The following is a 20,682-nucleotide window of genomic DNA, read 5'->3' as shown; positions in this document are numbered from 1 at the left end:
AGATCACCCGTAGACCCGCCGATAGAGCGCGATGATCTCCCCCGCTTCCGGCACCCGCGGGTTGTTGGCCGGGCTGCCGGAGGCCAGCGCCTGCTGCGCCATCAGCGGCAGCAGCCCTTCCCATTTCGCGGCGCCGATGCCGTATTCCGCCGGCGTCGGCACGCCGAGCTCCTGGTTCAGCGCGCGCAATTCCTCCAGCAGCTTGCTGCCCGCCACCTGGTCGGCGTCATCCCTGCTCGCCACGCCGATGGCCCGTGCCGCCTCGGCATAGCGCGGCAGGGCGTGGTTCAGCCCGTATTCCGTCACGGCCGGCAGCAGCATGGCGTTGGAAAGCCCGTGCGGCACGTGGAAATGCGCGCCGATCGGCCGGCTCATCCCATGCACCAGCGCGACGGAGGAATTGGAGAAAGCAAGGCCGGCCTGCATCGCGCCCAGCATCATCGCCTCCCGCGCCGCGGCGTTCTGCGGCTGGCGATAGGCGATGCGCAGATGCCGCCCGATCAGCCGCATCGCCGAAAGCGCCAGGCTGTCCGCATGCGGGTTGGCGCGCTTGGAGACGAAGGCCTCCAGCGCATGGGTCAGGCTGTCGATGCCGGTATCCGCCGTGGTGCGGGCGGGCACGCTGTAGGTCAGCTCGTAATCGACGATCGCCGCCAGCGGCAGGGCGCCGAGGCCGGCGATCAGCATCTTCTCCTCGGTCTCGGTGTCGGTGATGACGGTGAAGCGCGTCGCCTCGCTGCCCGTGCCGGCCGTGGTCGGGATGCAGATCACCGGCACCGCTGCCTTGTCCGCGCTCGCCGGCACCTTGAAGGCGCGCATCTTGGCGCCCGGCTCCGCCGCGGCGAGGATGGCCATGGCCTTGGCCGTATCCATCGGGCTGCCGCCGCCGAAGCCGATCAGGCAGTCATAATCGCCGGCGCGGAAGGCGGCGACGCCGGCCTCGATGACGGTGTCGGTCGGGTCCGGCACGGTCTCGCTGAACACCGCCGCGGTGATGCCGGCCTTGCCCAGCGGCTCCAGCACCCGGTTCACGGTGCCGGAGGAGACCATCCAGGGATCGGTGACGAGCAGCGGGCGGGACAGGCCGAAGAGGCCGAGCACCTCCGCGACCTGCGCGGTGCTGCCGCCGCCGATGCGCATCAGCCGCGGCGAGACGATGGTGGCGATCATGGCTGCTCCTCCCGCACTCATTTCCCCCAGCGGACCGCTGCGCGGCCTGGCGGGGGCCCCGGAATCGCTGGAGTCCGAGGCTTTCCCAAAGCCTTCCGCGGCAAGGCCGCGGCAGATACCGGGCGGCGCTGATCCGGGATGTGTGTTGCGGGCAGGATAGGCGGGTGGCGGCAATTCCGCCAGGGCGGGAGGCGTCATGCCCCCTGCCCTTTCCCGGTGGCGTCGGCTCAGGCGGTGAAGTCCAGCCCGGCGGTGAGGTCGGCCAGGGTCCTGGTCCCCTCGGCCAGGCGGATATAGCCCTCCTGCGCCGCGCGGAAGTTGCGGATGGTCAGGCTGTCATTGGTGTCATGGATGCGGAGCACGAGGTCATTGCCCTCCTGCGCCACCAGCAGCCGGGATTCCTCGACGCCGCCCATCAGCAGGCCGAGCGGGCCATCGGCGAGTTCCACCGTGTCGTTGCCGGCGTCATAGCCGAAATTGACCAGCAGGCTGCCGCCGGTGGAGGCGATGCTGTCATTCCCCGCGCCGCCGCGGACCAGCGCATTGCCGTTGACCACGATGGTGTCATCCCCCGCCCCGGTATCGACCAGGGCGGCGAGGCCGGGCGAGGCCTCCGGGGCGGCGGTGGGGTCGCCGGCCAGCACCGCGTCATGGCCCTCCCCGGTGCGGACCGAGGCGAAATAGCCGGCCGAGCCGGCGGCGCCGGGATCGCCGCCGCCCTGCAGGATGGTGGCGAGGCGGTTGAGATTGTCATCCGCCGTATCCGGCCCGCGCGGCGCCAGGTCGATGGCCAGGCCGGCGCCGTCGCCGGTGACGACCATCGGGCCGAGCTGGGCGGCGAGGCTCATGATCTGGTCGGCCGGGGTGGTGGTGCCCTGGGAGGCGTTCAGCGCCGAGGCGATGGAGAGCAGGAGCTGCGCCTGGGAGGACAGGTAGATGGTGTCATTGCCCGTGCTGCCGCCGGTGCTGCCCCCGCCGCCGCCGGTGCCGCTGCTGCCGCGCATGGAGGACAGCAGGATGCCGATATAGGAAGCGGCGCCGCTGCCGGAGACGCTGGACACCATCTCTTCACCACGCTGGAACGGCCAGGGTGGCGGCAGCCTGCGGGATGAGGATGAAAATCCGGTTAAGCGGCGGTCAGGCTGCTGCCATCAGGCGGCAGGACGGCCGGCCGCGAAGAGCGCCAGGCGCTTCGCCGCCAACGAGCTGAGGCCGCCGCCCGGCGCCGCCGCCACCGGCGGCAGGGTGGCGGCGAAATGGCAGGCGGCGAGATGGCCGGGGCCGATTTCCAGCGCCGGCGGCTCCTGGGTGCGGCAGAGTTCCGCCGCATGCGGGCAGCGGGTGTGGAAGCGGCAGCCGGGCGGGATGGCCATGGGGCTGGGCACGTCGCCGCCGAGCGGCGTCACCTGGCCGCGCCGGCTGGGATCCGGATGCGGGATGGCGGCCAGCAGCGCCCGCGTATAGGGGTGGCGCGGCGCGGCGAAGAGGGCGCGCTTCTCGGCGATCTCCACGATGCGGCCGAGATACATGACGGCGACGCGGTCCGCCATGTGCTTCACCACGGCGAGGTCATGCGCGATGAAGAGATAGGCGAGGCCGAAGCGCAACTGCAGCTCCTTCAGCAGGTTCACCACCTGGGCCTGGATGGAGACATCGAGGGCGGAGACCGGCTCGTCGCACACCACCAGCTCCGGCTGCACGGCGAGCGCCCGGGCGATGCCGATGCGCTGGCGCTGGCCGCCGCTGAATTCATGCGGGTAGCGATCGGCGTGATAGGGCGCGAGGCCGACCAGGCCGAGCAATTCCCGCACCCGCGCGGCGCGGGCGGCGGCATCGCCGATGCCGTGCACCACCATCGGCTCGGCGATGGCGTCGCCGACGGAAAGCCGCGGGTTCAGCGAGGCATAGGGGTCCTGGAAGATGATCTGGGCGCGGCGGCGCAGGCGGCGCAGCGCGGCGCCGGAAAGGGAGGTGATGTCCTCGCCCTCGATCGCCACGCGACCCGCGCTGGGCTCGATGAGGCGCAGGACGAGGCGGGCGGTGGTGGATTTGCCGCAGCCGGATTCGCCGACCAGCGCCAGGGTCTCGCCGCGGTTCAGGGTGAAGGAGACGCCGTCCACGGCCCGCACCGTGCCGACCTGGCGGGCGAGGATCAGGCCGCGGCGGACGGGGTAGTGCTTGACGAGATTCTCGACGGCGAGGAGCGGCTTGGCGGCATGGCTCCCACCCTCCCGCGCTGCCGCGCGGGTCCCGTTGGCGGCCGTGCCGCCACCCCCCCGCTGCGCGGGCGACGGGGTGTCGCTCCCTCCCCCGCCTGCGGGGGAGGGTTGGGGTGGGGATGGCGCCACGCTGCTCACGCCGCCACCGCCTGCTCGACCGGCGCCCGGATGCAGGCCGCCCCGTGCCCCTCCGCCAGCTCCCGCAGCGGCGGCATCGCCGCCGTGCACTCGGTGATGGAGAACGGGCAGCGCGGCGCAAACCTGCACCCCGGCGGCAGGGCGAAGGGCGGCGGCACCGCGCCCTCGATGGCCAGCAGGCGGTCGCGCTCCTCATCCAGCCGCGGGATGGAGCCGAGCAGGCCCAGCGTATAGGGGTGTTGCGGGTCCTCGAACAGGGCACGGGCGGTCGCCTGCTCCACCACCCGGCCGGCATACATCACCGCCACCTCATCCGCCATTTCCGCCACCACGCCGAGGTCATGGGTGATGAGGATGATGCTCATCCCGGTCTCCGCCTGCAATTCGCGCAGCAGGTCCAGGATCTGCGCCTGCACCGTCACGTCCAGCGCCGTGGTCGGCTCGTCGGCGATCAGCAGCTTCGGCCGGCAGGCCAGCGCCATGGCGATCATCACCCGCTGCCGCATGCCGCCGGAGAGCTGGTGCGGGTATTCGTCCAGCCGCCGCTCCGGTGCCGGGATGCGGACGCGGCGCAGCGCTTCGATGGCGCGGTCGCGCAGGTCGCGCCCGCCGGCCTCATGCGCCTGCATCGCCTCGATGATCTGGTCGCCGATGGTGTGGACCGGATTGAGGCTGGTCATCGGCTCCTGGAAGATCATCGCCACCTGGCCGCCGCGCACGCTGCGCATCTCGGCGGGCGAAAGGGTGAGGAGGTCCCGCCCTTCCAGCCGCACGCTACCGGCCGCGACGCGCCCCGGCCGCGGCACCAGCCGCATGACGGACAGCGAGAGCATGGATTTGCCGCAGCCGCTCTCCCCCACGATGCCGAGGGTGCGGCCGCGCGGCACGGCGAGGGAGACGCCATCCACCGCCGCCACCTCGCCCGAGGAGGTACGGAAGACGGTACGAAGGCCGTCGATGGCGAGGAGCGGCGCTTGCATCAGGTCCAGCGGAAGGTGGTGGGGGAGATCTGCTCCGCCGTGCGGTGGTTCCAGTCCCGCTCCGGCACGCGGTCCGCGATGCGCTGCTGCGCCTCGTGCAGATGCGCGGCGGCGGTGCGGTAATCCATGGTCAGCACCTCGCCGTTTTCCACGACCTTGCTGCCATCCACATAGACCGCCTTCAGCGCCCGATCGCCCGCGGCGTAGATCAGGCTGCGCAGCGGGTCGCGGGCCGGACGCATCATCGGGTGGGCGACGTCTACCAGCACGAGATCGGCGCGGCAGCCGGCGGCGAGGCGGCCGATATCGTCGCGGCCCAGCGCCTTCGCGCCGCCGATGGTCGCCGCCTCGAACAGCTCCGTGGTGGTGAGGCTGCGCGGATCGGTCGCCTGGGTGCGGGCGAGATAGGCGGCGAGGCGCATCTCATCCAGCATGTTGTGCGGATAGGTGTCCGTGCCGAGGCCCATATTCACGCCATGCCGCTTGTAGCGGCCGAGATGCTTCAGGGTGATGCCGCGCCGGGCGAAGACGGTCGGGCAATGCGCGACGGTGGTGCCGGTCTCCGCCAGCAGGTCGAGATCCCGGCGGGTATGCCAGGGCGTGCTCGGATGGTCATCCAGGAAGATGCCATGGCCGATGATGCTGCGCTCCGAGAGCAGCCCCTGCTCATGCAGCCAGCCGATGGGCGTGAAGCCGTGGCGCCGGGTGATCTCATGGAATTCGGAGACCGATTGCGCGGCGTGGATCTGCCAGGAGACGCCGCGGCGCTTGGCTTCGTCGAAGCTGTCGCGCAGCAGCTCCGGCGTGCAGGTGTCGATCTGCGCCGGCACCACCATGCCGAAGAGGCGGCCGCTCTCATGCTGCTCGGCGCGCTCGATCAGCGTCATCGCCTCGGCGAAGGCCTTCTGGCCGGCGGCCTCGTCCCATTCGTATTCCACCACATGGCCGTTCTTCGTGAACCAGCGGGCGGAACGGAACATCGGCGCGATGCAGACGCGCATGCCGGATTCGCCGAGCAGGTCCAGCCAGCCCGGATGCGCCATGGAGAGATCGGCGACGGTGGTGACGCCGGAGAGCAGCAACTCGCTCAGCGCGACGCGCACGCAGCTCGGCACCGCCTCCGCATCGGCGCGGAAGATGGGCAAGTATTCGTAGAGGGAGGAATTGTAGAGGCCGGGCGTCCCCACCTCATCGGTGAAGCCCTTGTTCATGGGCTCGCTGGAGGGGTGGGAGTGGATGTTCACCAGCCCGGGCATCACCATCACGCCACGGCCGGAAATGGTCTCCGCCGCCGGGCCGGCATAGGCGCCGCCGACATGGACGAGCCGCCCGCCCTCGAAGGCGATGTCCACATCGGTTGCATAGACATGCTGCTGCACGGCGGCATCCCAGAGGATGGCAACCTCGGCGTTCCTGATCAGCGTGATGCTCATCCATCCCATCTCCCTGGCCGCCGCCCACCGCATGCGACAGGCGGCGGCAGCGGCGCTACCGCGTCAGCCGGATATCCAGCCCCTTGTACAGCGCCACGCCGTAGATGCCATGCGCCCGCACGCCCTCCGTGCGCTGCGAGGCCGCCACCCAGATCTGCTCCCGCGCCAGCGGCAGCCACACATTGTTCTCCGCCACGATGCGCTGCGCCCGGGCGATCGCCGCCGCCCGCGCCGCCGGGTCCAGCGCCACCTTCGCCTGGGTCAGCGCCTCGTCAGTCGCCGGGTCGTTCCAGTTCATCCGGTTCGGCGTCGGGCGGTTGCGGCTGTCGAAGTAGAGCGAGAAGGCATCCGTCGCCGTCACATAGGGGTAGGACATGGTGAAGGCGTCGAATTCCTGCGTCGCCAGCTTGCCCCAGCCCACCGTCGCATCCCAGAGCTGGATGCGCATCTCGATGCCGATGCGGCGCAGGTCGGCCTGGATCGCCTCCAGATACTGCCGCGAGGTCTGGGTGTTGATGGCATAGGTCAGGAAGCTGGCGCGCTGGCCATCCTTCACCCGCACATTGTCCGGGCCCATGCGCCAGCCGGCCTCGTCCAGCGTGCGACGCGCCGCATCCGGGTCGTAGCCCGGCACCAGCTTCGCCGCCTCCGCGTCATAGCCCGCGGTGTTGGGGTTGAGATAGGACGTCGCCGGCTGCGCCGAGCCGAACCACACCGCCTGGACGATGGCGCTGCGGTTGACCGCCTGGTTGATGGCACGGCGGATCGCCGGGTCGCTCACCACCGGCTTGTCCACCTTGAAGCCGAGGAAGTAGTCCCAGAAGTAGTTCTCCTGGGTGGACATGCGCACCGTCGGCACGTTGCGGAGCTGGTTGATGGCGACGTTCGGGATGTACTGCGTCGCATCCGCCTGGCCGGTCTGCAGCGCGGCGAGGCGCGTCTGGCTCTCCGGCACCACGCGCCAGATCACCCGCTCCACCTGCGGGCTGGGGTTGCGGTAGATGGGCGGGCCCCAGCGGTAATTCGGGTGGCGCTGCAGGACGAGTTCCTGCCGCGGCGTCCAGCTCACCCAGCAGAAGGGGCCGGTGCCGTTGAAGCCCTGCACGCCGAAATTCGCGCCGAGCTTCTCGACCGTCGCCTGATCGACGATGGAGGCGAAGAACAGGGAGAGCTGATACAGGAGCTCGCCATAGGGCTCCGTCAGCTCGTACTCCACGGTGTAATCGTCCTTCGCGCGCACCTCCTTCACCGGGCCGGCGCGCCAGCGCACCGGGCTGCGGGTGGCGGGGTCCAGCCAGCGATTGATGGTGTAGACCACGTCGCGCGCGGTGAAGGGCTTGCCATCGCAGAAGGTGACGTCACGGCGGAGATGGAAGGTGTAGAGCCGGCCATCCTCCGAGACATCCCAGCGCTCGGCGAGGCCGGGGCGGACGGTCTTCATGTCCCAGTCGAGCGAGACGAGCGTGTCGCTCATCATGTAGAGGCTCTCGCCGGCGGAACGCGCCGTGGAGCGCGGCGGGTCGTAATTGTCGGCGTCGATCTCGCGCAGCACCACCAGCGTGTTGCGTGGCGCGGGCTGCGCATGCGCCGTGCCGGCCACGAGAGCCAGCAGCGCGGCGTAAGCTAGCTTTCTCATCCCCCAACCTCCCGACATGCGAGAGGGACGCGGTCCCTCTCGCGCTCTCCCTGCCAAAGGCCGAAGGGCCTTTGGAAACCTTGAGTCAGACGCGCAGGCGTGGATCCAGCGCGTCACGCAGCGCGTCGCCCAGCACGTTGAAGGCCAGAACCACGAAGAAGATCAGCACGCAGGGAATCACTGCGATATGCGGCGCGAAGAACAGGAAATTGCGGCCCTCGCTGGCCATGGCCCCCAGTTCCGCCACCGGTGGCTGTGCGCCGAGACCAAGGAAACTCAGCGCCGAGCCCAGCAGGATCACCTGGCCGAAACGCAAAGTGGCGAAGATGAAGATCCCGCTCAGGCAATTCGGCGCCAGGTGACGCCAGATCAGCCGCGCATCGCTCATGCCGATGGCCCGCGCCGCCTCGATATAGTCCAGCCGCATTACCACCAGCGCGCTGCCGCGCACGATGCGGGCCATCAGCGGCACGGTGGAAATGGAGAGCGCCAGCACCACGGAAAAGACGCCAGGTCCGAAAATGGCGGCAATGGCCAGCCCCACCAGGATGGCGGGGAAGGACAGCATCATGTCCATCAGCCGCATGATCGGCCCATCCAGCCAGCGCTGATAGAAGGCCGCGAGGAAGCCCAGCAGCGCCCCCACCGCGCCGCCCGCCCCCGTCGCCACCACGCCCATCACCAGGGAGACGCGCAGCCCGAACAGCAGCCGCGTGATCATGTCCCGCCCCTGGGAGTCCGCCCCCAGCGGCAGGCCGGGCGAGCCGGGCGGCTGCATGGTGCGCGCCAGGTCGTTGTCGAAGGGATCGCTCGGCGCCAGCACCGGCGCCAGCACCGCGGCCGCCACCACCAGCACCACGAACACCAGCGCCAGCGCCGCCGCCGGGTCCTTCAGCAGCCGCGCCAGCAGCCCAGCGCGCTTCGGCGGCACCGCCTCCGCCGCGCTCGGCACCGTGGTCGCGCTCATGCCGCGCGCATCCGCGGGTCCAGCCCGGCATAGAGCACATCGACCAGCAGGTTCACCAGGATGAACCCGGCCGAGAGCACGATGATGGTCCCCTGCGCCATGGGGAGATCCGAGGAGAGGATGGCGCCCACCGCCAGCCGCCCGACGCCGGGCCAGGAGAACACCGTTTCCGTCACCACCGCCCCGCCCAGCAGGAAGCCGATCTGCAAGCCGATCAGCGTCACCACCGGGATCAGCGCGTTCCGCAGCGCATGCCGCAGCACCACCAAGCGTTCCGTCAGCCCCTTGGCGCGCGCGGTGCGGACATGGTCGGCGGAGAGCACGTCCAGCACCGCCGTCCGCGTCATCCGCGCCACCGGCCCGACGAAGACGCCGCCCAGCGTGACGGCCGGGAGGATGATGGCCTGGAAGCCGTCCCAGCTCCAGACCGGCCCGGCCCGGCCGGTGAAGGGCAGCAATTGCCACTGGAAGCCGACGAACCAGATCAGCAGCAGGCCGAGGAAGAAGACCGGCACGGAAACGCCCGCCACGCTGAAGGCCATGATGATCCGGTCCGCGATGGAGCCGCGCCAATAGGCGGCGAAGGTGCCCATGGCGATGCCGAGCGGAATCGCCCAGATCAGGCTCGCCGCCATCAGTTCCAGCGTCGGGCCGATGGTGGCGCCCAGCTCCTGGCTCACCGGCACGTTGTTGATGATGGAGACGCCGAGATCCCCCTGCGCCAGCCGCCATAGATAGCGGCCGAATTGCACGTAGAGGGGCTGGTCAAGGCCGAGGTCGCGGCGGATGGCCTCCACCACATCGGGCGTGGCGCTGGGGCCGGCACGGACCTGGGCGGCATCGGTCGGCACCACCTGCATCAGCAGGAAGCCGATCAGCAGCACCCCGAACAGCACGGGAATGGCGAGCAACAGGCGATGCAGGCTGTGACGCAACATGGGTCGGGCCGTTAGCCTGCGATCGCCCTGGGGGCACCCAGGGCGTGAATCGCCGGCTCAATCAAGGCTGGACCGGCGGCCGGCGGCCGGTCCAGCGCCGCCAATTCGCCATGGCGATCGAAGATCGGCAGCCCGTCGCGCAGGGTGAGGTCGGCCTGAGCGCCGAGAATCTCCTCCGGCGCGCAGGCGAAGACGTTGCGCGACAGCACGGCGAGGTCGGCCAGCATGCCCGGCTCCAGCGTGCCGCGGCGATCCTCGGCGAATTGCGTATAGGCGCCGCACCATGTCTGGCAATGGATCGCCTCGGCGACGGAAAGGGCTTCCTCCGCCCCCAGCACCGTGCCGCGGTTGGTCCGCCGCGTCACCATGGTGAAGAGGTTCACGAAGGGATCGACGGTGGAGACCGGACAATCCGAGGAGGCCGCCGGGTGATGCCCCTCCTCGAGCCAGGTCTTCATCGGATAGGCGTGGGTGCTGCGCTCTGGCCCGAGATTGGCCAGGTAGAGATCGCCGAACTCATACATGAAGACCGGCTGCGGCACCGGCAGGATGCCGCGCGCCTTCATCCGCCGCCGCTGGTCGCGGGTGACGAAGCCGCAATGCTCGATCCGGTGGCGGCGGCCGGCGAAGGGGTGCTGCGGCGTATCCGCCGCCTCCATCGCGCAAAGGACCTGCTCGATGGCGGCATCGCCGATGGCGTGGATGTCGAGTTGCCAGCCCTGCTCATGGTAGCGCTTCAGCAGCGCCTGCATGGTCTCGTCGGGGAAGGTGAAGACGCCCCGCGTCGGCGCCGGCAGATAGGGGTCGAAGAAGGCGGCGGTCAGGCCGCCGGCGCTGCCGTCGGCGAAGACCTTCACGGCGCCCCAGCGCAGCCCGTCATCGCCCTGCATCGGGCGCAGCCCCTGCTCCCAGGCCGCCTGGGCGATGTCCTCCGGATTGCCGCCCAGCACCTGCCACATGCGCAAAGGCAGCCGGCCTTCCGCCTGGGCCTTTTGATAGGCGGGGATGTCCGCCAGCCCCGCCACGGTGCCGACATACATGTCGGTGGCGCTGGCGAAGCCGTAGCTGGCGAGCCTGTGGCAGGCGAGTTCGATCGCCTCGATCATCATCGCTTCGGGCGCGACCGGCATCGCCCCCTTCACCAGCCGCATGGCGCGTTCCTGGATCAGCCCGGTCAGTTCCCCGCTGCGCCGCTCGATGACGCCGCCCTCCGGGTCCGGCGTGTTGTGGCCGATGCCGGCGGCGGCCAGGGCGGCGCTGTTCGCCACGCCCATATGGCCGCAGGTCCGCACGATCCAGACCGGGTTGTGCGGCGCCGCCGCATCCAGCTCGGCGCAGGTCGGGTGCCGCCCGACATCCAGCGCCGCATGGTCGTAGCCGCGGCCGAGGATCCAGGCGCCCTTCGGCGCCTTCGCCGCAGCGGCCCTGATGCGGCTGAGCGCCGCCTCCAGCGTCGTCACCTCCTCCGGCCGTAGATTCACCTGTGCCAGGCCGAGGCCATAAGGCAGCAGGTGCATATGCGCCTCGTTGAAGGCAGGGATCGCCACCCGCTCCCCGAGGGCCATGCGCTGCGTGCCCGGCCCGGCGAGATGCGCCACCTCCTCCCGGCTGCCGACCGCCAGCACGCGCCCGCCGCCGATGGCGAGGGCCTCCGCGAAGCCCCCCGCCAACCCACGGAAGATGCGCCCCTCGATCAGCAGCTCGGCGGTCAAGAACGGTAGTCCGGCTTGTCGTTCTCGATCAGCCGCAGCGCCGCGCTCCAGGCGAATTGCTTGCCGGAAGACGCGCTCGGGCGGTTGAATTGTTCGGCGGTATGGCGGCGGACCTCCTCCGGCGGGAAGATCAGCTCGGAGCCGCCGGCCAGGGCCGCCACCTGGGCGGAGCAGGCGCGCTCCAGATAGTACAGCTCATGATAGGCCTCGCCCGCCGTCGGGCCGCAGACCAGCAGGCCGTGGTTGCGCAGCACCATGGCGTTGTGGGTGCCGAGGTCGTTGGTCAGCCGCACCCGCTCATCCTCGTCGAGCGCGATGCCCTCATAGTCGTGGTAGGCGAGGTGGCCGTAGAATTTCAGCGCGTGCTGGCTGATCGGCAGCAGCCCGTGCTTCTGGGCGGCGACGGCCATGCCGGCCTGGGTGTGGGTGTGGATGACGAAATGCGCATCCTCCCGCGCCATGTGCACGGCGGAATGGATAACGAAGCCGGCGGCGTTCACCAGCACGCTCTGCCCGTCCCAGCCCTCTGGCTCCTCCACCGGGTTGCCGTTCACGTCGATCTTCACCAGGTCGCTGGCGCGCATCTCATGGTGCATGACGCCGTAGCGGTTGAGCAGGAAATGATGCTCCGGCCCCGGCACCCGGGCGCTGATATGGGTGTAGATCCAGTCGGTCCAGCGGTGATGCGCGCAGAGCCGGTACAGCGCCGCGAGATCGCAGCGGATCTGCCACTCCTCCTGCGACCAGCCATGCAGGGAGGCGGGCGGGGATGCGACATTCATGGCTCTCTCTCCTTCCGGGCCTGGGATGGTTGGCCGGCTTCCCAGCCGCCGTCAACCGTTTCGCCGGGCCCGGAGGGCGCCATCCAGCGCCAGCAGCGCCACGGTGAAGACGATCAGCAATACCGCCACCGCCGCCATGGTCGGGTCCAGGTTCTCGTTGATCCCGTCCCAGATCTTCCGCGGCAGGGTGAAGACCTCCCGGCTGGCGATGAACAGCACCATGACCAGCTCATCCCAGGAATGGATGAAGGCGAAGATGGCGCCGCTGGCGATGCCCGGCATGATCCGGGGCAGAATCACCCAGCGCAGGGTCTGGGAGAGGCTGGCCCCCATCCCCCGGGCCGCCTGTTCCAGCCGCGGGTCGAAGGCGGCGAGCGCGGTGGAGACGGTGATGACCACATAGGGGATGCCCGTCACCCCATGCGCCAGGGTGACGCCGAGGAACCGGTCCAGCAAATCCAGCTTGCCGAAATAGCGATACAGGCCGATGGCGTAGACGATGCTGGGGATGATGAGCGGCAGCAGCATCATCGCCCGGACCAGCTCCGTGCTGCGCCGGCTCAGCCGCCAGCAGCCGATGGCGCAGAGCGTCCCCGCCACCACCGCCAGCGCGGTCGAAGCCAGGGCGATCCAGAAGCTTTGCCAGATCGCCCCCAGCCAGGCCTCCGAGCCGAACAGGTTGACGTAGTGTTGGAGGCTCAATCCCTCCTGCGGCAGGGAGAGGTAGCGCTGATCGGTCAGCGAGACCGGGATGACGATGGTGATCGGCAGGATGAGGTAGAGCACCGTCACCCAGGCCAGGCCCTTGGCGAAGGGACCGGCGGGATATCCGCCATTCATTGCGGCAGCCCTCCGGGCGCCCGCCGGTTCAGCCCGCCGCGCACCACCGGGTCCCCACGACGCCCTGCTTCGCGGGTAGAGGCGCCGCTCCGGTCCTCGGACGGCATCACGCCCCTCCCCCGAACAGCCGCTTGAGGTTCACCACCCGGGAAAAGATCGCCAGCGTCACCAGGATGGCGACCACCAGCACCGTCGCCAGCATGGTGCCGAGGCCCCAGCGGATGAGGTCGAGGATCTGCAGCTTGATCCACTCGGCTGCCATCAGCGTCTTGCCGCCGCCGAGAATGGCCGGGGTGATGTAGAAGCCGAGGGAGAAGATGAAGACCAGCACCCCCGCCGCCACCAGCCCGGGCGCCGAAAGCGGCAGGAAGACCCGGCGGAAGGCGGTGAAGCGGGAGGCGCCGAGGCCGCGCGCCGCCGCCAGCAGCCGCGGGTCGATCTCCCGCATGGAGGCCAGAATGGGCAGCACGGCATAGGGCACCATGTAGTGCACCATGCCGACCACGATGCCGAACTCGTTCCAGACCAGGCGCAGCGGCTCGTCAATCACGCCAAGGCCCATCAACCCCTCATTCACCAGCCCCTGGCGGCGCAGCAGCGTCACCCAGGCGAAGGAGCGGACGAGGACGGAAATCCACAGCGGCACCAGCACCGCCAGCAGCCACCAGCGCTGCGCCCGCGGCGAGGCCAGCGCGACGACATAGGAGAGCGCATAGCCGAGCGCCAGCGAGACTGCCGTGGTGATGATGCAGATGCGCAGCGTGGTCTCGATGACATTCTGCACGCCCATCGAGGTGAAGAGCCGCTCGTAATTGTCGAGGCCCGGCCGTGGCTCGGTGAAGGAGATGAGCAGCACCTGCAGGATCGGCGCCAGGTAGAACACCGTCATCAGCAGGAAGGCGGGCAGGATCAGCCCCCACCAGCCGGCATTGCGGAAGCGCGGCAGGCTGGGCGCCGGGGTAGCGGCAGAAAGCGCGGGCGCGGCGGCGCTGCCGGACATGCTCATGCGGCCCCCTCATCCTCCAGCACCGGCACCGCCGCATCGGCGCTCCAGCCCAGCCGCACCGGCAGGCCCTCCGCCGGGGCGATCGGCGCCTTCCAGGCCGGCAGGGCGACGCGGATTTCGCCGAGATCGGCGGTGCGGACGGCCAGCGAGAAGCCAGCGCCAAGATAGGCCCAGGCGGCGATCTCGCCGCTGACCATGTTCTCCGCCGCATCGGATTCGCCCAGCAGCGCGATCTTCTCCGGCCGCAGGGAGAGCAGGGCGGGCGCGCCGATGGCCGGGCGCGGCCCCGCCCCTGCCGCCTGCACCAGCCGCGTCCCGCCCGCCTGCAGCGCCATGCCGCCCGGCGCCAGCTCCCGCACCGTGCCCTGCAGGAAGTTGGACTTGCCGAGGAAGTCGGCGACGAAGCGGGTGCGCGGCGCCTCGTAGAGGGCGGTCGGCCCGCCCATCTGCACCAGCTTGCCATGGTTCAGGATGGCGATGTGGTCGGAGAGGGAGAGCGCCTCCTCCTGGTCATGCGTCACATTGACGAAGGTGCGGCCGACGCGGCGGTGCAGCGCCTTCAACTCCTCCTGCAACTCGGCGCGCAGCTTCTTGTCCAGCGCCGAGAGCGGCTCATCCAGCAGCAGCAGCGCCGGGTCGAAGACCAGCGCCCTTGCCAGCGCCACCCGCTGCTGCTGCCCGCCGGAAAGCTGGGAGGGCTTGCGCTCCGCGAAGCGGTCGAGTTGGACGAGGTCCAGCGCCGCCCGCACCTTGGCCTCCCGCTCCGCCTTGCCCATGGCGCGGACGCGCAACGGAAAGGCGACGTTCTCCGCGACGCTCATGTGCGGAAACAGCGCATAGCCCTGGAAGACCATGCCGAAATCGCGCTTTTCCGGCGGCAGACCGGTGATGTCCTGGCCGTCCAGCAGAATGCCGCCCTCGCTCGGCGTGGTGAAGCCGGCGATCATCATCAGGATGGTGGTCTTGCCGCTGCCGGAGGGGCCGAGCAGCGTCAAGAACTCACCGCTCTCCACCCGCAGCGAGACATTCTCCACCGCGGTGAAGCTGCCATAGCGCTTGGACAGGCCGCGCAGCTCCAGCGCATGGCCCGCGCTCCGCGCCTCGGGGCGCGAGAGGGCCGTGGCTTCGCTCATTGCTTGTAGTCGGGCTGCTCGCGGTCGAGCTTGCGCTTCAGCGCCTGCCAGGGCAGCCAGCCCTTGGTCGGGCCGGTGCTGAATTGCGCCCGCGTCCGCTCGATGGTGCCGCGGCTGGGCAGGGAGAGGGGCACGCCGGATTGCTGCGCGGTGAGCTGGATGCGGCAGGATTGCTCCAGGTACCACATCCAGTAGAAGGCCTCCGCCACCGTGCCGCCCACCGTCAGCAGCCCATGATGCTTCAGGATCATGCAGGGCTTGTCGCCGAGGTCGCGCACCAGCCGCTGCCGCTCGGAGAGGTTGTCGTCATCGGCGATGCCCTCGTAGTCGTGGAAGGCGACGCGGCCATCGAATTCCATGGAGATCTGGTTCAGCGGCAGGATGCCCTGCTGCTGCGCCGCCACTGCCATGCCGGCCATGGTGTGGGTGTGCATGACGCAGAGCGCATCCGGCCGCCCGGCATGCACGGCGGAATGGATGACGAAGCCCGCCGGGTTCACCGGCCAGCTCGTCGCCTGCGCCGGCTCGCCATCGGCATCCACCACCACCAGGCTGGACGCGGTGATCTCCTCGAACAGCAAGCCGTAGGGGTTCACCAGGAAGCGATGGCCCTCCCCCGGGATGCGGGCGGAGAGATGGGTGAAGACCAGATCCGTCATGCCGTAGAGGGCAATCAGGCGATAGGCCGCGGCGAGATCCTCGCGCAGCTCCTGCTCATCCGGCACATGCTCCGGGTCGGGCCGCACGGGCGGCGGGGGCAAGGGCATGTCAGTAGCCTCGCGCATGGTCGTAGAGGTTGGGAAGCGCCTCGCCGCGCTCATAGGCGGCGATGGCGGCGGCCACCGCCCCGGCGCGCTCCGCCTTGGTCGGCAAGCTGGCGACATGGGCGGTGACGATGGCCCTGGGATGCGCCCAGAGCGGATGCTCGGAGGGCAGCGGCTCCGGCTCGAACACGTCGATCACCGCGCCGGAAAGCTGGCCGCTGTCCAGCGCCGCGATGATGGCATCCAGATCATGCTGCACGCCGCGGCCGACGCCGACGAAGCCGCCGCCCGGCCGCAGCTTGCCCAGCGTCGCCGCATTGATGATGCCGCGCGTCTCGGGCGTCGCCGGCAGCAGGCAGATCAGGATGTCGGTGGCGCCGAGGAAGGCGTCCAGCGCGCCGGCGCCGACGTAATTCTCCACCCCGGGCACCGCTTTCGGCGTGCGCGACCAGCCGATGACCGGGAAGCCGATCCCGGCAAGCATCTCCGCGCAGCGCACCCCCATATTGCCGAGGCCGAGGATGCCCACGGTGCGGTGCTGCGCCCGGAAGACCGGCTCGAAATAATCCCAGCGCCGCTCCGCCTGGGCGATCGCCATGCGCCGCCCGTCCTTCAGCAGGGAGAGCACCGCCCAGCAGACGAACTCGCCCATGCGCTGGGTGGCTTCCGGAATGCTCATCCGCACCAGCGGCAGGTGCCGCGGCAAATCGGGGTCGGCGGCGATGATGTCCACCCCGGCGCCGGAGCCGAAGATGACCTTCAGCTTCGGCATCCGCGCCAGCCAGCCCGGCTCCGGGTCCCACAGCAGGGCGTAGTCGATCCGCTCCGGCACCTTGATGGCGTCGTCCCAGTAGAGCAGCTCCAGCGCCGGATCGAGGGCGGCAAAGCAGTCCTGCCACTCCGCGAAGCCGGCGGCGCCGCCCGATTTCACCACCATCACCCTGCGATTCGTCATCGGACCCCCAAGCCGGCGGGCCGTGGCCTGGCCCCTGCCCCGGCCTTAGCCTGCCGGGCGGGACCAGCCCCAATGGCGCCAACGAGACTCGCCCCGAGCGTTTCCACTCAGGGCGATCGTGGACTAGCAGGAATCAGGCCAGACCTTCAGCCGGTGACGGCGTCGAGGAAGTCCTGATTCGCCTGCTGGTAATTCTCGCCCCAGAACGCGCCGTCGAGCACGATCTGCTGCTTCTCGTTCTCCGGGTCGGTCGGGTTGTACTGGCGCAGCTCGGCCGGGACCATGGCGGCCGCCTTCGGGTTGGTCGGCCCGTTGCCCAGCAGGCCCAGCAGCCCGACCTGCGGCTCCGGCTTCGCCAGCATGCTGGCGAGGAATTTCTGCACGATCTCGCCCGCCGGATTGCCCTTCGGCACCACCTGGATGCCGGGCTGCAGCACGCCCTGGTTCCAGATGAATTTGAACCGGCCATTGCTTTCCTTGTGCAGCACGCTGGCGCGGGTGTGCCAGATCTGGCCCATCACCGCCTCTCCGGTGCGCATCAGCTGCTCGGATTCGCTGCCATTGGTCCAGAAGACCAGGTTGCGCCGCAGCTCCATCACCCGGCGGATGCCGGTCCGGATATCCACCGGATAGGGCGGCTTGCCCATGGACATCAGCGCCGCTTCCAGCACGCAGGTCGCGTCCCGCCGCAGCAGGCGGGTGCCGGGGAATTTCCGCAGGTCCCAAAAATCCGTCCAGTTGGTCGGGCCGCCATTGGGGAATTTCGCGCTGTCATAGACCAGCACGCTGCTGAAGGAGTAGGGCGCCACGCCGTATTCCAGGGCGAAGCCCGGCCCGATCACGTCGTTCCGGTTGATGATGGAATAGTCCATCCTGGTGGCGAGGTCGAGCTTGCCCAGCAGGTTCGCGCCGGTGGCCGAACTGTCGCAGACATCCCAGGTGACGCGGCCGCTCTCCACCATGCTGCGGATGCGCCCGGTGGCCGGGCCGGTGCTGTCCTGCACCACGCGCACGCCCGGGTTCTCCGCCATGAAGGGCTTGCCGTAGAAATCGCCGAAGCCCTGATTGGCGAGGCCGCCCCAGTTCACCATGACGATCTGGCGCTCGGCCTGGGCCATCGCCGCCCCCCCCGGGGCGACGGCGCCCAGGGCGACCAGGCCCGCCAGCAGCTCGCGCCGGCCGACCTCGCCGCGGCGGAACCGGCGCAGCGCCAGCTCCACGCAGTCCTGCTGGAATGTTTGCATGATAGGCAATCCCTACTTGCGGCGTTGGGCCGTCGGCGTGAACCTCACCTGGCTGTCATCAAAGCGCATTCAGCGCCTTCCGGGGAGTCCCCCTGCCGCATGAGCCACCCCCTCTTCGCCACCGGCTTCAAGGCCAGCCCTTACTGGTGGGAGGCGGCGGAGCCGCCGAAGCGCGACACGACCCTGCCGGACCACGCGCCCGTGGTGGTGGTGGGCGGCGGCTATGCCGGCCTCTCCGCAGCGCTGACGCTGCGTCGTCTCGGCGATGCGGTGACGGTGCTGGATGCGGAGCGGATCGGCTGGGGCGCTTCCTCGCGCAATGGCGGCATGGTCTCGGGCGGGCTGAAGGTGGCGGGGGCGGGGCTGGACGCCGCCTTCGGCCAGGAGGAGGCGGCGCGCATCGTCCGCGCCGCCGCCGCCTCCTTCCCCTTCATCGAGGAGACGATCCAGCGCGAGGGGATCGACTGCGATTATGTCCGCTGCGGCCGCTACCGCGCCGCCTGGTCACCGAAGCACTACGCGGCGATGGAGAAGGACGCGGAGCGCCTGGCCGAGCTCACCGGCCTGCCGACCGAGATGGTGCCGAAATCCCGCCAGCGGGAAGCGCTGGGCAGCGACCACTACCATGGCGGGATGAAGGTGGCGGCGACCGGCAGCCTGCACCCCGGCAAATACGCCCGCGGCCTGGCCGCCGCGGCGGAACGCGCCGGCGCGAAGTTGGTGGACGGCGTGCGGGTGCAGGGGATCAGGGAGGAAGGCTCGGGCTTCCGGGTTACCACCGACAAGGGGGAGATCCGCGCCGATGCGGTGCTGGTGACGACCAATGGCTATTCGCTGGACAAGCGCGGCACCGCCCTGCCCTGGTTCGCCCGCCGCATGGTGCCGCTGAACAGCTACATCATCGCCACGGAGGAGCTGGGCGAGGCGGTCATCGACCGGCTCTTCCCCGGGCGGCGCGTGGTGGGCGACACCAAGCGGGTGCTGAACTACTTCCGGCCCAGCCCGGACGGCAAGCGGGTGATCTGGGGCGGTCGGGCCAGCTTCCGCGCCGCCACGGCCGAGGATACGGCGGTGGCGCTGCATGGCTACATGACCGCCTGCTTCCCGGAGCTGGCAAAGACGAAGATCACCCATGCCTGGACCGGCTTCGTCGCCTTCACCTTCGACCATCTGCCGCATATCGGCGTGCAGCGCGGCATCCACTATGCCGGCGGCTGCCAGGGCAGCGGCGTGGCGATGGCGACCTGGCTGGGGCACAACGTGGCGCTGAAGCTGGCCGGCGCCGCCAACGAACGCTTCGCGCTGGACGGGCTGCCCTTCCCGACGCGGCCCTTCTATTCCGGCGACCCGTCCTGGGTGCTACCCTTCATCGGAAGCTGGTACCGGCTGCGGGACAGGATCGACCGGATGGCGGCCTAGAGCAGATCGCCAGAGGGCGGCATCGCCCGGAGGCGTGAAGCTGCTCTACAATCCATAAGCTAGAGCGGTTTCACGCTGCACAGTCAGCGTGAAACCGCTCTAGCTACCCACGACGTCGCTGCGCGACGCCGCGGGGGCCCCGGAGTTGCTCGGCGGCGCCTCGCACAGCCTTCCGCGGCAAAGCCGCGGAAGGACACCGGGCAGCGCCGGAGCTACCGGTCCGCCTGTGCTACGCCCGCAGCGTCGTCGCCGCGCGCGTCGCTTCCCACACCTCGCGCTGCGCGGTCGGCGCCAGGCTGCAGAATTCCGCCGGCAGGGCGCGCTCATTCCCCGCCGTCACCACCCGGTCGATGAGGAAGAGCGGCCGCGCCTTCGCCTCCTGGAACAGCCGCCCGACATATTCCCCCTGGATGCCCAGCACGATGAGCTGCACCGCGCCGAACAGCACGATGGCGGTCATCACGCTGGACCAGCCGGCCACCGTGTCCCCCGCCGCCCATTGCCACAGCGTGTAGGCCAGCAGCAGCAGCGCCAGCCCGGCCGAACACAGGCCGAGATAGGTGGCGATGCGCAGCGGCCCGATGGAAAAGCCGGTGATGGCATCCACCGCGAAGCGGACCATCTTGCGCAGCGGATATTTGCTGGTGCCGGCATGCCGCGCCTGGCGCTCATAGAGCAGCGCTTCCTGCCGCCCGCCGATCCAGCTCACCAGACCGCGGATGAAGCGCTGGCGTTCCGGCATCGCCACCAGCGCATCCACCACCCGCCTTCGCATCAGGCGGAAATCGCCGGTGTCGCGCGGAATGGGCACGGCGGCGAGGTGGGAGAGCAGCCGGTAGAAGGCGCTGGCCGAGGTCTTCTTGAACCAGGTTTCCGCATGCCGCGTGCCGCGCTGGCCGAAGACCACATCGGCCCCCGCATCCATCCGCGCCATCATCGGCGCCAGCAGCTCCGGCGGGTCCTGCAGATCGGCATCGATCAGCATGACGCGATCGCCGCGCGCCAGGGAGAGCCCGGCACTGGCGGCGAGCTGGTGGCCGTGATTGCGCATCAGCCGCACGCCGACGACATGCCGGTCCTGCTCCGCCAATTCCTCGATGATCGCCCAGGTGGTGTCGCGGGAGCCGTCATCCACCAGCACGATCTCGAAGCTCTCGCCGCAACTGGCGCGCGCCGCCGCCGCCGCCCGGCGATGGAATTCATGCAGGCACTCGGCCTCGTTATAGCAGGGCGCGACGATCGAGACGGCAGGCGCGCCACCGCCGGTAATCATCCCTTCCATCGGTCCCACCCGCAGATGACCCGATGGCGATACCGTCCGGACCTCGCCTCCCGCAATGCACAAA

At 69.9% G+C, this 20,682-nt stretch carries 18 protein-coding genes; 1 reads left to right on the top strand and 17 read right to left on the bottom strand.

What is annotated here, in order from left to right; all coding sequences use genetic code 11:
* Positions 1 to 3 precede the first annotated feature (3 nt).
* From E5N76_RS03735 to E5N76_RS03660, 16 genes are all read right to left on the bottom strand, one after another.
* Positions 4 to 1,170, bottom strand: a complete 1,167-nt coding sequence (locus tag E5N76_RS03735; RefSeq protein WP_149535954.1) for an iron-containing alcohol dehydrogenase — start codon at positions 1,168 to 1,170, stop codon at positions 4 to 6.
* Positions 1,171 to 1,397: 227 nt separating this feature from the next.
* Positions 1,398 to 2,234, bottom strand: coding sequence for a calcium-binding protein (locus tag E5N76_RS03730; protein ID WP_149535953.1), 837 nt, complete (start codon positions 2,232 to 2,234; stop codon positions 1,398 to 1,400).
* Between the two features lie 87 nt (positions 2,235 to 2,321).
* On the bottom strand, positions 2,322 to 3,527 hold the full coding sequence (locus E5N76_RS03725) for an ABC transporter ATP-binding protein (RefSeq protein ID WP_235907561.1): 1,206 nt from the start codon (positions 3,525 to 3,527) through the stop codon (positions 2,322 to 2,324).
* Positions 3,524 to 4,507 carry an ABC transporter ATP-binding protein gene (locus E5N76_RS03720; protein WP_149535952.1) on the bottom strand — a complete coding sequence of 328 codons (984 nt, stop codon included), beginning with the start codon at positions 4,505 to 4,507 and terminating at the stop codon, positions 3,524 to 3,526. The genes E5N76_RS03725 and E5N76_RS03720 overlap by 4 nt, the downstream gene beginning before the upstream one ends.
* Entirely contained in the window at positions 4,507 to 5,940 is a 1,434-nt protein-coding gene (locus E5N76_RS03715; RefSeq protein ID WP_149535951.1) for an amidohydrolase family protein, read from the bottom strand. The genes E5N76_RS03720 and E5N76_RS03715 overlap by 1 nt, the downstream gene beginning before the upstream one ends.
* Before the next feature lie 55 nt (positions 5,941 to 5,995).
* Positions 5,996 to 7,576 (bottom strand): ABC transporter substrate-binding protein, encoded by a 1,581-nt coding sequence (locus E5N76_RS03710; RefSeq protein ID WP_235907560.1) that lies wholly within the window; start codon positions 7,574 to 7,576, stop codon positions 5,996 to 5,998.
* 85 nt (positions 7,577 to 7,661) lie between these two features.
* A complete protein-coding gene (locus E5N76_RS03705; protein WP_149535949.1) occupies positions 7,662 to 8,543 on the bottom strand; it encodes an ABC transporter permease in 882 nt (293 codons plus the stop codon).
* Entirely contained in the window at positions 8,540 to 9,481 is a 942-nt protein-coding gene (locus E5N76_RS03700; RefSeq protein WP_149535948.1) for an ABC transporter permease, read from the bottom strand. The genes E5N76_RS03705 and E5N76_RS03700 overlap by 4 nt, the downstream gene beginning before the upstream one ends.
* A gap of 11 nt (positions 9,482 to 9,492) precedes the next feature.
* Positions 9,493 to 11,193, bottom strand: a complete 1,701-nt coding sequence (locus E5N76_RS03695; protein WP_149535947.1) for an amidohydrolase — start codon at positions 11,191 to 11,193, stop codon at positions 9,493 to 9,495.
* Entirely contained in the window at positions 11,190 to 11,975 is a 786-nt protein-coding gene (locus E5N76_RS03690) for a class II aldolase/adducin family protein (protein ID WP_149535946.1), read from the bottom strand. Before E5N76_RS03690 ends, E5N76_RS03695 begins: the two co-directional genes overlap by 4 nt.
* 51 nt (positions 11,976 to 12,026) lie before the next feature.
* Positions 12,027 to 12,815, bottom strand: coding sequence for an ABC transporter permease (locus E5N76_RS03685; protein ID WP_149535945.1), 789 nt, complete (start codon positions 12,813 to 12,815; stop codon positions 12,027 to 12,029).
* Between the two features lie 106 nt (positions 12,816 to 12,921).
* On the bottom strand, positions 12,922 to 13,821 hold the full coding sequence (locus tag E5N76_RS03680) for an ABC transporter permease (RefSeq protein ID WP_235907558.1): 900 nt from the start codon (positions 13,819 to 13,821) through the stop codon (positions 12,922 to 12,924).
* Complete coding sequence (locus E5N76_RS03675) at positions 13,818 to 14,954, bottom strand: ABC transporter ATP-binding protein (protein ID WP_149535944.1); 1,137 nt, start codon at positions 14,952 to 14,954, stop codon at positions 13,818 to 13,820. Before E5N76_RS03675 ends, E5N76_RS03680 begins: the two co-directional genes overlap by 4 nt.
* The gene (locus tag E5N76_RS03670) at positions 14,951 to 15,721 is read right to left on the bottom strand and encodes a class II aldolase/adducin family protein (RefSeq protein ID WP_149536131.1); all 771 of its coding nucleotides are present in this window, start codon (positions 15,719 to 15,721) and stop codon (positions 14,951 to 14,953) included. The genes E5N76_RS03675 and E5N76_RS03670 overlap by 4 nt, the downstream gene beginning before the upstream one ends.
* 1 nt (position 15,722) lies before the next feature.
* A complete protein-coding gene (locus tag E5N76_RS03665) occupies positions 15,723 to 16,673 on the bottom strand; it encodes a 2-hydroxyacid dehydrogenase (RefSeq protein ID WP_235907557.1) in 951 nt (316 codons plus the stop codon).
* A gap of 146 nt (positions 16,674 to 16,819) precedes the next feature.
* Positions 16,820 to 17,917 carry an extracellular solute-binding protein gene (locus E5N76_RS03660; RefSeq protein WP_149535943.1) on the bottom strand — a complete coding sequence of 366 codons (1,098 nt, stop codon included), beginning with the start codon at positions 17,915 to 17,917 and terminating at the stop codon, positions 16,820 to 16,822.
* A gap of 99 nt (positions 17,918 to 18,016) precedes the next feature.
* On the opposite strand from E5N76_RS03660, the gene E5N76_RS03655 reads away from it, so the two are divergent.
* Positions 18,017 to 19,336, top strand: coding sequence for an NAD(P)/FAD-dependent oxidoreductase (locus E5N76_RS03655; protein WP_149535942.1), 1,320 nt, complete (start codon positions 18,017 to 18,019; stop codon positions 19,334 to 19,336).
* 229 nt (positions 19,337 to 19,565) lie between these two features.
* Here E5N76_RS03655 and E5N76_RS03650 read toward each other — a convergent pair whose 3' ends face one another.
* Positions 19,566 to 20,618, bottom strand: coding sequence for a glycosyltransferase family 2 protein (locus E5N76_RS03650; protein WP_207791850.1), 1,053 nt, complete (start codon positions 20,616 to 20,618; stop codon positions 19,566 to 19,568).
* Positions 20,619 to 20,682: the final 64 nt, after the last annotated feature.

It is taken from the genome of Siccirubricoccus phaeus (assembly GCF_008360935.1).
In the GTDB taxonomy this organism is placed as follows: domain Bacteria; phylum Pseudomonadota; class Alphaproteobacteria; order Acetobacterales; family Acetobacteraceae; genus Siccirubricoccus; species Siccirubricoccus phaeus.
The sequence above is the reverse complement of the archived record's forward strand: the minus strand, read 5'-3'. Positions and strand labels throughout refer to the sequence as shown.